A 14,017-nucleotide genomic window follows, 5' to 3' on the forward strand; every position below is an offset into this window, starting at 1 on the left:
AGGATAATATGAAGTAGAAGTTCTCTCCTTTTTTTGCTATGTTTTTTTGGAAAGGAGAGGAAGGGATGTTCACTTATTTATATGCACTGTTAGCAGGGATGGTGTTTGGTTCTTTTTTTATGTTAGTTGCGGTGAGGGTTCCATTAGGTGCGTCTATTATTACCCCGCGTTCACATTGTTATTATTGCAAATATGTGCTAAGGCCAAAAGAACTAATCCCCATCATTTCATTTTATATACAAAGAGGCTGTTGTACGAATTGTAAGAGGAAAATTCCAATTATATATGTAGCATTTGAATGTATAACAGGAAGTATATTTCTTCTTACCGTGTATATGATTGGAATAGAACGAGAACTTATTATCATTTTATCCCTTTTTTCGCTACTTCTTATTATTTCAGTTACAGATTACTTATATATGTTAATTCCTGATTGTATTTTAATTTCGTTTGCCGTTTTACTCATTCTCGAAAGTATTTTTGTACAATTAGTTACTTGGACAGATAGTATAGTTGGTAGTGGTGTTATATTCCTTTTGTTATATTGCATGCAAAAGATATATCCAGAAGGGCTTGGCGGAGGAGATATAAAACTACTTTCGTTACTTGGTTTTATAGTAGGAGTGAAGGGAGTTTTTATCGTTTTATTTTTAGCATCTTGTTTTAGTCTTTGTTTTTTCGGGATTGGTATCGTATTAAAACGTATAGAAGTAGGAAAGCCAATTCCATTTGGTCCTTTTATTAGTCTTGGGGCAATGTGTTATGTATTGGCCGCATATTCAAATTAGAGAGGGAGTCAAAAATGAACGTATATATGGATGATCAAAGAAGTTGCCCGTTCGGGTATGTGTCCGCAACTACGGTAGAATGTGCCTTGCAAATGGTTCGGAATTATGATGTGAATATTCTTTCCCTTGATTTTAATATGGGGTGGAGAGCAAAAAATGGACTAGATTTTGTAGAAGCTTTTTGTACAGAGGGATTATATGTGAATGAAATTCACCTTCATACGAATGATGTCATCGGTATGCACAAGATGAAACAGAGAATGGATAAGGGAAAAGAAGAAGGAGAAATTAATCCTCACCTTGTTGTTAAATACGTGGGAAGCTAAAAACTCCAAAGTAAAACTTTGGAGTTTTTAATGTTTCATATGTGCTTGTAAAGGAATAATCTCTTCTTGTTGAGCTGCTGCGATTTCAGTTTCTTCCTGTTGAACTTCAGGTGTTTTCTTTGTTAAGTAGTGGTATACCATACCGACAAATACTGATCCGCCAATAATGTTACCGATTGTAACAGGAATTAAGTTATGAATAGCACCTGAAAAAGAAATTGTCTCAGGATGCGGTGAAACTAAAGATAAAGCAAAGAGTGATAAGTTTGCAATACTATGTTCGTAACCAGATAAGAAGAATGTGAAAACAAGTAGCATCATGACTATTATTTTTGCTGTGTCACCTTTAACCTGAGAAGGTAAGAAACAAGCAAGACATACGAGCCAGTTACATAAAATGGCTTTAAAGAATAACTGCATTGTAGGTGTGTTCATCTTTCCTTCAACGACTTTACTCATTAAGTGACCGTGATCAATTGCTTCAAAAATTCCAGTTGCGTAAAATAGTAAGGCAAAGAATAACGCGCCGGCTAAGTTACCTGCATAACAAGCAACCCAGTTACGTAGTGTATCAGAAATCGTTGTTTCTTTTCTTAAAGTTGCTACAGTAAAGTACATTGTGTTCCCAGTAAACAATTCAGCACCGCCATATATAATAAGTACGAGAGCAATCCCGAAAAACATAGAAGCAGCTAAATAAGTTGCTGGTGAATCTGCGATGTGAAAAAAGTTACCTAATTTAAAACATAGTACAATAATAAAACCGATATAAATACCCGCAAGTGCAGCACGAATGAAATATTGCATTGGGTTTGTATCTAGTATTTTCTTTTTGCTTTTAGCCAGTTTGACAACATAATCTAGTCCTTGTTCTAGCATGAGTAATACGCTCCTTTAGTAAATCTTCTATAAATACTCCTTATATGAATAAAGTACATGGAATTGTTCTCACTTTCAATAAGTTTGTGCAATGTTTCACAAAAAGGACATACATACATTAAGAAAACGTTTACAAAAGGTAGTATAATGGAATTTTTTCTGGACATTGGGAGGAAGAAAGAAAAAGAAAAAGCGCTGTAATTACAGCGCTTTTTCGTCTAAATTCTTTTCTACTTTTACTTCTACTTCTTTTGAGAAGAACCAACCACCAACTGCGATTCCGACTAATACAATCCAGAATGTAAGCTTCCACGGAGTGGATTCTGGGAATGAATGTGGAATTACATTTAATGCAGGGTGTGCTAATGTATAAACTGCTAGCTTCACACCAACCCAACCTACAATTAAGAATGCTGCGGTTTCAAGTCCTGGTTTACGTTTTAAGATTTGTACGAAAGCAGTTGCTGCAAATCGCATAATGATTAATCCGATAAGTCCACCTACAAAGATAACAACGAATTGCCCAGTATCAAGACTACCAATTGTACCTAATCCTGTTTTTGGTAAAGTCATTGCTAGTGCAACAGCAGCTAAAATTGAATCAACTGCGAAGGCGATATCAGCAACCTCAACTTTAAATACAGTCCACCAAAAGTTCTCTTGTTTTTTCTTTGCTTCTTTTTCTTCTGTTTCTTCATCTGTGTTCTTTTTAACATATGTTTTAAATAAGTGATTACCAGCGATAAACATAAGGTAGATGGCACCGATTGCTTGCACTTGCCATACATCGACTAAGAACGAAATCATAAATAACGATCCAAATCGGAAAACAAATGCCCCCGCTAATCCATAAAATAGTGCTTTCTTTCTTTTTTCTTCTGGTAAATGTTTTACCATAATTGCAAGAACAAGAGCGTTATCAGCCGCTAAAATCCCTTCAAGTGCAATTAGGATGAGTAATACCCAACCATACTCCAATAATAATGATACATCCATGTACATTCTCCTCTCATTTCTATAAGTTCTAAATAAGTGAAGAATTTCCCCACTATTTAGTTTCCCCATACTCCTGCCTATTAACTTTGGAAGAATCTGGAAGTGAATGCAAAAAAGACCTCTGCCGTTAATAGGCAAAGGTCTTGCTAGACATATGTAATAAAAAATGCCAACAAAGCCGGAAGAACTAAGTTCTACGTAATGACGACTTTGTTTCCAAGAAATATTCTTGGACGCTACTCCCCTTTGGAGATATGTTATTGTATTCTCATTATATGGATAATTTATACGGTTGTCAACCTGTTAAAATATCTTCATTCGGATATTTTATTTTCAGGTTCTTTTTACGAGCAAATGAAAAAGCCAATGTTAAAGGACCCATTTTCCCGAAAAACATCATAAAGATAATAATAGCTTTTCCGATTATAGTTAAGTGGGGTGTTAAATTCATACTGAGGCCAACAGTCCCAAATGCTGAAAATACTTCGAAAGCACTCATCAATAGAGGAACTCGCTCAGTAATACTCAAAATTAAAATAGCAAAAAAGATAAATGAAATTGAAATAATAGTAATGGTTAATGATTTGACAATGAGAGTATCTTTAATGGATTTTTTAAATACGACAATATCCTCTTGTTGTTGTAAAAATTTAAATACGCCAAAAAATATGATTAAAAATGTTGTTAACTTAATCCCACCACCAGTTGAAGCGCTACCAGCACCAATAAACATAAGGAGCATCATTAATAGAAGAGAAGGTTTTGACAATGTAGAAATATCAACTGTATTAAACCCGGCAGTTCGCGTTGAAATTGCTTGAAAATAAGAGGCTAATCCTTCTTCAAATGGGGTAAAACCTCTCATAGAAAGGGAGTTATGGAACTCGAATATAAAAATAAAAAGGGTAGCAATAATGTTGACGATTAGAGTAGAAGAGAGCATAAGTTTTGAATGTAGTGTAAGGTTTTTAAAGTTTTTCTTTCTTTTTATGTCTACGATTACTGTAAAACCAATTCCACCTAAAATGATGAGAGAGGAAATGACGAGATTGACAAGAATGCTATGAGAATGGGACATTAAATTATCGCTCCACACAGAAAAGCCAGCATTGTTAAAGGCTGAGATTGAATGGAAAAAACTATAATAGATCCCTTTCATAACCCCATATTTTGGTACCCATTCAAAAGAAAGAATTATAGTAGCGATACATTCGACTGTAAAAGAGAATAAAAATAATGCTTTGGCAAGACGGATGATGCCGCCGATATTTGTTTGATTTAATGCTTGTTGCAGTAAAATCCGATTTTGAAGACCGATTTTTCTTCCGAGCATAATCGCAATTAAGACAGCAAAGCTCATAATGCCAAGCCCGCCAACTTGTATAAGCGTTAAAATGACACATTGTCCAAACAAAGTAAATACTTTTCCAGTATCTACAACACCAAGCCCAGTAACAGTACAAGCGGAAACGGTTGTAAATAAGGCATCGAGCCATGAAATGGACGTTGTCGTAGCAATGGGTAGTTTTAATAAACATGTGCCGACAACTGATAATACAAGAAAAGACAAAGTAAGAACGCGGGGAGGGCTCATGCTAATATTAATCCGTTTCATTTCACATATCGCTCCTTTCGTTTTGCTTTGATTAGTATGTGAAAAAGCACCATTATGTATGTTGAAAATAGAAAGAGGCAGAGAATATCTGCCTCTAAGCCATATGTTATATTATTATCCACGTAATTGTTGTTGAGCTAAAGCAACAAGACGTTTTGTTACTTCACCGCCAACTGAACCGTTAGAACGAGATGCTGTATTAGATCCTAAACTTACACCAAATTCTTGTGCAATTTCATATTTAAATTGTTCAAGTGCTTGTTCTGCACCTGGAACTAATAATTTGTTTGTTTTTACCATGTTGATACACATCCTTATGAGTAGTCCAGTTCAGCTAAGTTCTTATCTAAACTGGTAACGTTATTTTATGTGGAAACGACGTACTCATACGCGGAAGTAATCGGTGCGATTAGAAGTTCTTGGATAGAAAAAAGAGTAGCAAATTTGCTACTCTTTTTTTAGTATTGTCGCTGTTCCTTCCACGACAATATCATCTGATTGATTATATATGTTTGTTTGCAGCGTAATGATTTTTTTATCATCACGCTTCTTAATAACCTCTGCCACAACGCGAAGTGTATCACCGATTTTGACAGGGGCACGGAATGAAACATTTTGGGATAAATAAATCGTATTTTTGCCTGGGAGTTTCGTTCCAAGGATGGTAGAAATAAAACTCGAAACGAGCATACCGTGAGCAATACGTTCTTTAAACATTGTCGTTTTTGCAAAAGAATCTAAAATGTGAATAGGATTCACATCCCCAGTCAATTTTGCAAAATTGATAACATCTTCATCTGTAATTGTTTTTGTAAGGGATGCTTGATCACCGACTTGAATCTCATCATAACGAAGCTCCGGAACAGTTTGTGCTTCTTGAAATGGATTCATTTTGTCCTCCTTCTTTTCCATATCGAAAAATGTTAGCCATCTTGATGTAGTAGGAGGAAGAAAGAGTTTTGTTTGTGCTGCGGTTAGCTCCCACATTTTTCTTACTTGATGGAAGTAAATAGATTTTTTGAGTTTTCCTCGAACTTTTTTGCGAGTTCCAACTGTTTTGACTTGAACTCTTCCAAAAAACCCTCTAACTGTTTTTGAGCCTCTTCACGTTGTAATTGTTGTTGCTCAATAAATTGTTTTGTTGTTTCTTCAAATTGGCCGCTTGTTTGGGTAAGAATTGACAATGATGTTTTTGTAGGAGAAACAGTAAGCTGATGCATATGAGCAGAAAGTTCCTTCCATTTGTCCTGCCACTCGTTAATTTGATCATTTAAGGAGTTTCCAGTTAATTGTTTCACGTAATCTGTATATTGGTTATTGAACTGAGCAGTGAGTTGTTGTAGTTCTTTTTCTAGTTCATCTACTCCTGATGTTAATTTATGCAAAGCGTCTTGTTGTTGTTTTAATGTTTCTAAAGTAAGTTGCTCTAATTGCTTCCCAGCTGAAGAGAAAAGGGAAAGTGATTGAGACCAGTTTTTCCAAAATGCATCGACTAATTCGTATGGTTTAGTTTCCATTGTTTGACCCCCAAATGTTTTTTTGCATATTGTGAACGCAGATTACTCTGCTGTACCACCAGGTGAAGATGAAGAATCCGTTTCATCCTTTTCTGGAGAAGTAGAAAATGGAAAGAATGCATTGGTGTATAACGTGAAAAACGTTCGCAACATATTTTGATAATGTTCAAAAGAAGTCGCACATGTTGTTAAATATTGCTCTCCATATTCAGTTAAAGAATAAATTCTTTTTGCCGGCCCTCCATCGCTTGTATCCCAAGTAGAAGAAATAAGGTTTTCTTTTTCTAATTTGCGTAGTGTTCTATAAACATTACCTTGGTCAACAGAAGAAAAGCCGATATCCATTAGCATTTGAATAAGTTTGTAACCATGAAGACTCCAGTCTTTTAGACAGAGAAGTAAGAAGGGAACTAAGAAGTTTTTTGGCATGGAGTTTGGTTGTTTCGCTTGGTTGCTCTCCAAACTTTCGCGTTGTTCTGGTTCATTTTGTAGCATGATTGTGCATCACCTCATGAATCAGTTAGATGGAATTTTTTGCTTATAAGTGCAATTTACACCTATCTGTTTTTAAAGTCAACACATTTGTTAGAAAATAGAAAAAAATAAAATATAGACTTGAAGTTTTATTCAGAATATTAGAAAATAGTGAATAGGTTGAATTGTTTCAAAAACGAAAAAGGGAGTGTAGGTAAAGTGATTGATCAAAAATTCGATCCACTACAAGCATGGAAAAATGCTTATGAACAAACCGAAACATTTTGGGGAAAAGCGCTCAATGAAACAATTAAAACAGAAGAATATTCTGCTTGGATGGGCAGCGTTCTAGATTTGAATTTGTTTTATCAAAAAGCATTAAATGATACGACAAAAAACTATTTAGAACAAGTAAATGTGCCGACGAAAGAGGATATCGCAAGAGTGGCTACGCTTGTTATTAACTTAGAAAATAAAGTAGATAACATTGAGGAGTTTCTAGAGGAGAAAGTAGATTCTTTAGGGCAAGCTCCTACATTAAAGCGTGATGTAACGAAAGTAAAACAAGATATTCGTACGCTTGAAACAAAAGTAGATCAAATTTTAGAATTGCTAGAAAAGCAAAATGCAGTACTAGCTAAACTACAAGTACCTGTAAAAGAAGAGGTAAAGCCTGCGAATAAACCAGAAAATAAAAAATGATAAAAGCGCTTGTTTATAACAGATAAAAGAGAGAGGGAGAATCTCTTTTCACGTATAAACAGCGAAACATAATTATATATGGACTCTATAGTATGAGTACCAAAATGATTCATAACAATCGTTCACAAATTCATTTAAGGGGGAAAAGAAATGGTTCAATTAAATGGAAAAGTAGCAATCGTAACAGGTGGAGCAAAAGGAATTGGAAAAGCAATTACAGTAGCATTAGCACAAGAGGGAGCGAAAGTAGTTATTAACTATAATAGCAGTAAAGAAGCAGCTGAAAATTTAGTAAATGAATTAGGAAAAGACGGACATGACGTTTATGCAGTGCAAGCGGATGTTTCTAAAGTAGAAGATGCAAACCGACTTGTAGAAGAAGCTGTGAATCATTTTGGTAAAGTTGATATTCTTGTTAATAATGCTGGTATTACAAGAGACCGTACATTCAAAAAGTTAAATCGTGAAGATTGGGAGCGCGTAATTGACGTGAATTTAAGCAGCGTATTTAATACGACAAGTGCGGTTCTTCCATACATAACGGAAGCAGAAGAAGGAAGAATTATTAGCATTTCTTCTATTATTGGTCAAGCAGGTGGATTTGGCCAAACAAACTACTCAGCAGCAAAAGCGGGGATGTTAGGATTTACAAAATCATTAGCGTTAGAACTTGCAAAAACAAATGTCACTGTAAATGCTATTTGCCCAGGATTTATTGATACTGAAATGGTAGCAGAAGTACCAGAAGAAGTACGTCAAAAAATCGTTGCAAAAATCCCGAAAAAACGTTTTGGTCAAGCTGATGAAATTGCAAAAGGTGTAGTATACCTATGCCGTGACGGTGCGTATATCACAGGTCAACAATTAAACATTAACGGCGGATTATATATGTAATGAAGTAAGAAAAAAGTGCATATCCATAGCAGGAATGCACTTCTTTTTTTTAAGAAGGAAATCCACCAAAAAGGAGATAGAAAAATGACTACATTCGCAACAGAATGGGAAAAGCAATTAGAGCTATACCCAGAAGAGTACCGAAAAGCATACCGCCGAGTGAAAAGGGCGAGTGAAATTTTATTACGTGAACCAGAGCCGCAAGTCGGATTAACGCCGAAAGAGGTTATTTGGACGAAGAATAAGACGAAGCTTTATCGCTACATTCCAAAACAAGAAAAAACACAAAGAGTTCCAATTCTGTTAATATATGCTCTTATTAATAAACCATATATTATGGATTTAACTCCTGGAAATAGTTTAGTGGAATATCTAGTGGATCGTGGTTTTGATGTATATATGCTTGATTGGGGCACATTTGGTTTAGAAGATAGTCATTTGAAATTTGATGATTTCGTGTTTGATTATATTGCAAAAGCAGTAAAAAAAGTAATGCGAACTGCAAAATCGGACGAGATTTCTTTACTTGGTTATTGCATGGGTGGAACGCTAACTTCTATTTATGCAGCGCTTCATCCGCACATGCCAATTCGTAATTTAATTTTCATGACAAGTCCTTTTGATTTCTCTGAAACAGGATTGTATGGTCCTTTATTAGATGAGAAATACTTCAATTTAGATAAAGCGGTTGATACATTTGGAAATATTCCGCCAGAAATGATTGATTTCGGAAACAAAATGTTAAAGCCAATTACGAACTTTGTTGGTCCATATGTTGCTCTAGTAGATCGTTCAGAGAATGAACGCTTCGTCGAAAGCTGGAGATTGGTTCAAAAGTGGGTTGGTGATGGTATTCCGTTCCCAGGTGAATCATACAGACAGTGGATTCGTGATTTTTATCAAAATAATAAATTGGTTAAGGGTGAACTCGTTATTCGCGGACAAAAGGTAGATCTTGCAAATATTAAGGCGAATGTCTTAAATATTTCCGGGAAACGTGATCATATCGCTTTGCCATGTCAAGTAGAAGCATTACTAGACCATATTTCTAGCACAGATAAACAATATGTATGTTTACCGACAGGGCATATGTCTATCGTTTACGGTGGAACAGCTGTAAAACAAACATATCCGACGATTGGAAATTGGCTTGAAGAGCGTTCTAATTAAAAATAAAAAATCCAACTAGCCTATGTTAGTTGGATTTTTTTGTGAAAAATAACAAAACATAGAAAGGAGAAATTTATATTTTAGGAGTATAATTATGAAACTTATGATGGGTAAGTTGTTTTGGAATACAGGAGTTTCTGTACCTTGTTATCCACTGTTAGAAAATGATATGATATGTGATGTGCTCGTAGTCGGAAGTGGCGAAGCCGGTGCTCATATAGCGCATTCGTTAGCGAAAATTGGCATGAGTGTTACACTTATTGAAAAAAGAGTAATTGCATGTGGTAGCACAGCTGCTAATACAGGTTTACTACAATTTCTTCATGATAAATCGTTAACCTCTCTTATCCATACATTGGGTAAAGAAAAAGGGGTACGAGCATATAAGCTTTGTTATGAAGCGCTAAGAACAATGGAAGAGGTTATACCGACTCTTGATATTAATCCCCATTTTATTCCGCGAAATAGTTTATATTATGCAAGTAAAAGTGAGGATGTCTCATTTTTACAAGAGGAATATAATACGTTACAGAATTATGGATTTCCAGTTGAATATTTTACAGAAGCTGATATTAAGAAACGTTATCCTTTCATAAAACAAGCGGCATTATATACACACGGTGATGCCGAGGTGAATCCGTATTTATTAGCGCACAGTCTTTTGCATAAAGCAAATCAAATGGGAGCTAATATATATGAACATACAGAGGAAATACATATAAAAAAACGCAAAAATGATTTAATTTGTTACACGAAAACAGGAAATCAAATTGTAGCAAAGAATATTATTATGGCGACAGGTTATGAAGCGCTTTTTGGAAAGAAAGAAAGAAAAAATACAACAGTAGACACCTCTTATGCAATTGTAACAAATGAAATAGATCAGTTTGAAGGCTGGCATGAGCGATCGTTAATTTGGGAAACGGCACGGCCCTACTTATATTTTCGAACGTATCGAAACCGCATTATTGTAGGCGGATTAGATGAAGCGCTGCAAATTCAAACAATTGGTGATACGAAATTATTGCATAAGCGTGATATCCTTATTAATATTGTAAAAGAGATGTTCCCGCAGTATAAAAATATACAGGCAGACTACTATTGGGCAGCCGCATTTGGTGGTACTCATGATGGTCTCCCCATTTTAAAAGAAGACGAAAAGATTCATAATTTGTTTTACGCATTGCCGTATGGAGGTAATGGAGCTGTATATGGAATGGTCTTTGCTAAATTATTTGAGCAGTTATTTACAAATAAAGAAAGTAAAGATTTTTCTTTATTTAATCGATAGAAAAAAGGTAGCGAAGTGATGGAATGAGAGATATAAAAAAGTTTTTACAAAAATTACGTCCTGTACAACTCATCGTTTTGTTTTATTTATTAGCGGTAGTTGTATCGGTGATATTGCTTAGTTTACCGTTTGTTACGAAGCCTGGTGTGAAATGGACATTTATAGATGCGCTTTTTACATCTGTTAGTGCGGTAAGTGTTACGGGACTGTCTGTTGTTACGATTTCAGATACATTTACTACGGCAGGAATTATTATTTTAGCCCTTATTTTACAATTGGGCGGCTTAGGAATTATGGCGTTAGGTACATTCGTTTGGATTATAACAGGAAAAAAGATTGGTTTGCAGAGAAGAAGACTGATTATGGCAGACCATAATCAAGGGAATTTATCGGGTCTTGTAGAATTGATGCGTTCTATTTTGATTGTAATTATTTCAATAGAACTTATTGGAGCAATCCTATTAGGTACAAGATTTTTACTTTACTTTCCGACTTGGCAAGAAGCTTATTTTCACGGTTTCTTTGCAGCTGTTAGTGCGACTACGAACGGCGGATTTGATTTAACAGGACAATCATTAATTCCGTATAAAAAAGATTATATTGTTCAAATGATTCATATGTTACTAATTATTTTGGGAGCGATTGGTTTCCCTGTGCTAATGGAAGTGAAACAATTCCTTAGTAAAAGGAGACAACAATTATTCCGTTTTTCATTATTTACAAAATTGACGACAACAACATTTTTTGCACTCGTTGTTGTTGGTACAATTATGATTTTTTTACTGGAGAGAAATCATTTTTTAGTAGGAAAGTCATGGCATGAAACTGTCTTTTATACATTATTCCAATCTGTGACGACGCGAAGTGGTGGACTTGCTACGATGGATATACGTGAATTGTCACAACCGACGCTTTTATTTATGAGTATACTAATGTTTATAGGGGCATCTCCAAGTTCGGTTGGGGGCGGAATACGTACAACAACATTTGCTGTTAGTATATTGTCACTATACACCTTTGCAAGGGGCGGTAGAACAGTTAGAGTCTTCAAACGTCAGCTACATGAAGAGGATGTACTGAAAGCATCTGTCGTTATGACGATGGGGATTTTGTTATGTGCTACTGCGCTATTCATTTTATCTATTACGGAAAATGTACCGCTTATGAGCTTAATTGTTGAAGTTTGTTCGGCTTTCGGAACGACGGGACTATCAACAGGTGTTACGCCTGATTTAACAACTGTTGGGAAACTTGTACTTATTGTGCTTATGTTTATCGGACGCGTTGGCATTTTAACATTTATTTTAGCTAGTGGTGGAAGGGAACAACCACCTCGCTATAAATACCCGAAAGAGCGGATTATTATTGGATAGTATGAAACCATTCTACCTACGTTAGGTAGAATGGTTTTTTAGTCGTTAATGCCAAATTGTGGATGCATAAAAGCTTCATTTTTATTATCCGCTTCGTTTTTTAGCAATTCTTGATTTTCTTCTGAAATCCAGCCAATATCATTTGTAGGATGGATCCACTCATCGCCAGCCATAATGGCAGGATCTACTTCATCACTCCAATTGTTAAGCGGACTGTTCTCGGAATTATATTTACTGTCTCCAATTACAACATCATATTGATTCACAAAAGGTTGTTGCATCGTTTTTCCTGTTCCTTTAAAAGATGGAAAATTCATTTGATGCGGGAGCGTTTCGTCTAAAATCGGTGATTGAATCTTTTCTTTTTTCTTCAAAATCATCGCTCCTTTTTATAATGGTTTCTTCATATGTAGTATTTCCATCGAACGCCTCTTATGTACTTGTTAACACTTGCCAGTAATAATTATTTTAAGTTGTTTCAAAATAGAGTAGAAAGTGATTTCTTGAGAGCAGGTGAATGTATTGGTAAAAAGAAAAGTGAAACAAAATGCGGCAATCAATAATAATAAAACTCCGAAAGAAAGCTTACCAGATGCAGAATTTGCATTAGAGTATGAAGGAGAAAATAGCGCAAAGTATGCTAATCGTAATTCAAAAAAAGGGAAACAAAAATGAGGCGTTTTTTACAAACGCCTCATTTTTTTGTGGGATTATAAAGGTTTTTTTAATTATTTGTAAATTTAGTGTTTTCTATTAGCAGAAAAATGCGAAAAAACATAGAAGTAGCAACGTATTACACAAAAACAAACAACAAACAAAAGATTAATGTTGGTTTAATACTGCTTTTACACTAGTTGTTTATATTTGAGTTGTACATAAGATTTGTAAAAGGAGAGAGAAACAGTGAAAAAAACAATCTTTAAAGCTGTAGCGACTGGAATGGTATTTTCGTTATTAATGGGGTGTGGTGCAAAGAAAGAAGAAAGTGCTGGAGCGAAAGTGAAAGATGACAAATTATCTGGATCATTAACTGTTTACACAGCCATTGAAGAAGAGCTTGTACCAATTTATCTTGATTCCTTTAAAAAGAAATATCCTGATGTGAAATTGAACATTGTACGTGATTCAACAGGAGTTATTACTGCGAAATTACTAGCTGAAGGGAAAAATACACAAGCAGATGTTGTATGGGGAACTGCGGCATCAAGTCTATTAGCTTTAGATAAAAAAGATATGTTAAAAGGATACTCTCCAAAAGGAGCAGATCGTGTTCTTCCACAATTTAAAGATGATAAGCAACCTGAAAAATGGGTAGGAAATACTGCATTTATGACGGGGATTGCTGTAAATAAAGAAGAGTTAAAGAAGAAAAATTTACCGATGCCAGAATCATATGAAGATTTAACGAAACCAGAGTATAAAGGAACACTTGTTATGCCACATCCAGCATCATCTGGAACAGGATTTTTAACAGTTTCTGCATGGCTACAAATTATGGGTGAAGATAAAGGCTGGGATTACATGAAGAAACTTCATGATAATATGGCAAGTTATACGCATTCAGGTTCAAAACCAGCGAAATTAGCAGGAGCAGGTGAATATCCAGTCGGTGTATCAATGGTTTATAGTGCTTTAAAAGAGAAACAAAAAGGTGCACCAGTTGAAGTTGTACTGCCGAAAGAAGGATTAGGATGGGAAGTAGAAGCGAACGCACTTATTAAGAAAGATAATGCGAAAAATGATAAATTAGCGCAAGCATTTTTAGATTGGGCAATTACTGATGATGTAATGAAGTTATACTTTGAGAAAAATGGATTTGCGACAATTAAAAATGACTATAAACTTCCAGAGGGATTCCCGAAAGATGTTACGGAAAAATTATATAAAAAGAATGACTTTAAATGGGCAGCAGAAAATCGTGACAAAATTTTAGAAAAATGGGAAAAAGAGTTTGGCCAAAAAGCAGAACCGAAAAAGTAAGTGAGTGGGAGA

At 35.2% G+C, this 14,017-nt stretch carries 17 protein-coding genes and 1 riboswitch; of the genes, 9 read left to right on the forward strand and 8 right to left on the reverse strand.

The features are described from left to right. Positions 1-65 precede the first annotated feature (65 nt). Together ACTFRU_RS09815 and ACTFRU_RS09820 are read left to right on the forward strand one after the other, a co-directional pair. A complete protein-coding gene (locus tag ACTFRU_RS09815) occupies positions 66-788 on the forward strand; it encodes a prepilin peptidase (protein WP_000495725.1) in 723 nt (240 codons plus the stop codon). 14 nt (positions 789-802) lie between these two features. After that, the gene (locus tag ACTFRU_RS09820; RefSeq protein ID WP_001103771.1) at positions 803-1,114 is read left to right on the forward strand and encodes a cyclic-phosphate processing receiver domain-containing protein; all 312 of its coding nucleotides are present in this window, start codon (positions 803-805) and stop codon (positions 1,112-1,114) included. Between the two features lie 27 nt (positions 1,115-1,141). Here the strand turns inward: ACTFRU_RS09820 and ACTFRU_RS09825 are convergent, their stop codons facing one another. From ACTFRU_RS09825 to phaQ, 7 genes are all read right to left on the reverse strand, one after another. Continuing rightward, positions 1,142-1,993 carry a formate/nitrite transporter family protein gene (locus ACTFRU_RS09825; RefSeq protein ID WP_000893026.1) on the reverse strand — a complete coding sequence of 284 codons (852 nt, stop codon included), beginning with the start codon at positions 1,991-1,993 and terminating at the stop codon, positions 1,142-1,144. Positions 1,994-2,194: 201 nt separating this feature from the next. After that, positions 2,195-2,989: a TerC family protein gene (locus tag ACTFRU_RS09830; RefSeq protein WP_000383326.1), complete on the reverse strand. Its 795-nt coding sequence runs from the start codon at positions 2,987-2,989 to the stop codon at positions 2,195-2,197. A gap of 90 nt (positions 2,990-3,079) precedes the next feature. Then, a riboswitch (yybP-ykoY riboswitch) is annotated at positions 3,080-3,246 on the reverse strand. 38 nt (positions 3,247-3,284) lie between these two features. Next, positions 3,285-4,604, reverse strand: coding sequence for a TrkH family potassium uptake protein (locus ACTFRU_RS09835; RefSeq protein ID WP_000822361.1), 1,320 nt, complete (start codon positions 4,602-4,604; stop codon positions 3,285-3,287). Positions 4,605-4,718: 114 nt separating this feature from the next. Continuing rightward, positions 4,719-4,904, reverse strand: coding sequence for an alpha/beta-type small acid-soluble spore protein (locus ACTFRU_RS09840; RefSeq protein WP_000241212.1), 186 nt, complete (start codon positions 4,902-4,904; stop codon positions 4,719-4,721). Positions 4,905-5,051: 147 nt separating this feature from the next. Next, positions 5,052-5,495, reverse strand: a complete 444-nt coding sequence (locus ACTFRU_RS09845) for a MaoC family dehydratase (protein ID WP_001067916.1) — start codon at positions 5,493-5,495, stop codon at positions 5,052-5,054. Positions 5,496-5,596: 101 nt separating this feature from the next. Next, positions 5,597-6,121, reverse strand: a complete 525-nt coding sequence (phaP, locus tag ACTFRU_RS09850; RefSeq protein WP_000448594.1) for a polyhydroxyalkanoic acid inclusion protein PhaP — start codon at positions 6,119-6,121, stop codon at positions 5,597-5,599. Positions 6,122-6,163: 42 nt separating this feature from the next. Further along, on the reverse strand, positions 6,164-6,616 hold the full coding sequence (gene phaQ, locus ACTFRU_RS09855) for a poly-beta-hydroxybutyrate-responsive repressor (protein ID WP_000939956.1): 453 nt from the start codon (positions 6,614-6,616) through the stop codon (positions 6,164-6,166). Positions 6,617-6,814: 198 nt separating this feature from the next. Here phaQ and phaR point away from each other — a divergent pair, with 198 nt between their 5' ends. The 5 genes from phaR (at position 6,815) to ACTFRU_RS09880 (ending at position 12,025) form a co-directional block, all read left to right on the forward strand. After that, a complete protein-coding gene (phaR, locus tag ACTFRU_RS09860; RefSeq protein ID WP_000566942.1) occupies positions 6,815-7,297 on the forward strand; it encodes a polyhydroxyalkanoic acid synthase subunit PhaR in 483 nt (160 codons plus the stop codon). Positions 7,298-7,447: 150 nt separating this feature from the next. Further along, a complete protein-coding gene (locus ACTFRU_RS09865) occupies positions 7,448-8,191 on the forward strand; it encodes an acetoacetyl-CoA reductase (protein ID WP_000250407.1) in 744 nt (247 codons plus the stop codon). Positions 8,192-8,275: 84 nt separating this feature from the next. Further along, a complete protein-coding gene (gene phaC, locus ACTFRU_RS09870; RefSeq protein ID WP_000206336.1) occupies positions 8,276-9,361 on the forward strand; it encodes a class III poly(R)-hydroxyalkanoic acid synthase subunit PhaC in 1,086 nt (361 codons plus the stop codon). 94 nt (positions 9,362-9,455) lie between these two features. Continuing rightward, positions 9,456-10,652 carry an NAD(P)/FAD-dependent oxidoreductase gene (locus tag ACTFRU_RS09875; RefSeq protein WP_000772522.1) on the forward strand — a complete coding sequence of 399 codons (1,197 nt, stop codon included), beginning with the start codon at positions 9,456-9,458 and terminating at the stop codon, positions 10,650-10,652. A gap of 23 nt (positions 10,653-10,675) precedes the next feature. Further along, positions 10,676-12,025, forward strand: a complete 1,350-nt coding sequence (locus ACTFRU_RS09880) for a TrkH family potassium uptake protein (protein WP_001204711.1) — start codon at positions 10,676-10,678, stop codon at positions 12,023-12,025. 38 nt (positions 12,026-12,063) lie between these two features. Here the strand turns inward: ACTFRU_RS09880 and ACTFRU_RS09885 are convergent, their stop codons facing one another. Continuing rightward, positions 12,064-12,399 (reverse strand): DUF3905 domain-containing protein, encoded by a 336-nt coding sequence (locus tag ACTFRU_RS09885; protein WP_000726024.1) that lies wholly within the window; start codon positions 12,397-12,399, stop codon positions 12,064-12,066. A 148-nt stretch (positions 12,400-12,547) separates the two neighbouring features. Between ACTFRU_RS09885 and ACTFRU_RS09890 the strand changes: the two genes are divergently transcribed. Then, entirely contained in the window at positions 12,548-12,700 is a 153-nt protein-coding gene (locus ACTFRU_RS09890) for a hypothetical protein (protein ID WP_000240799.1), read from the forward strand. Positions 12,701-12,928: 228 nt separating this feature from the next. Beyond that, positions 12,929-14,005 (forward strand): putative 2-aminoethylphosphonate ABC transporter substrate-binding protein, encoded by a 1,077-nt coding sequence (locus ACTFRU_RS09895; RefSeq protein ID WP_000750893.1) that lies wholly within the window; start codon positions 12,929-12,931, stop codon positions 14,003-14,005. Positions 14,006-14,017: the final 12 nt, after the last annotated feature.

Origin of the sequence: Bacillus cereus group sp. MYBK220-1, assembly GCF_051916445.1 — a bacterium.
GTDB classification, from domain to species: Bacteria; Bacillota; Bacilli; order Bacillales; family Bacillaceae_G; genus Bacillus_A; species Bacillus_A cereus.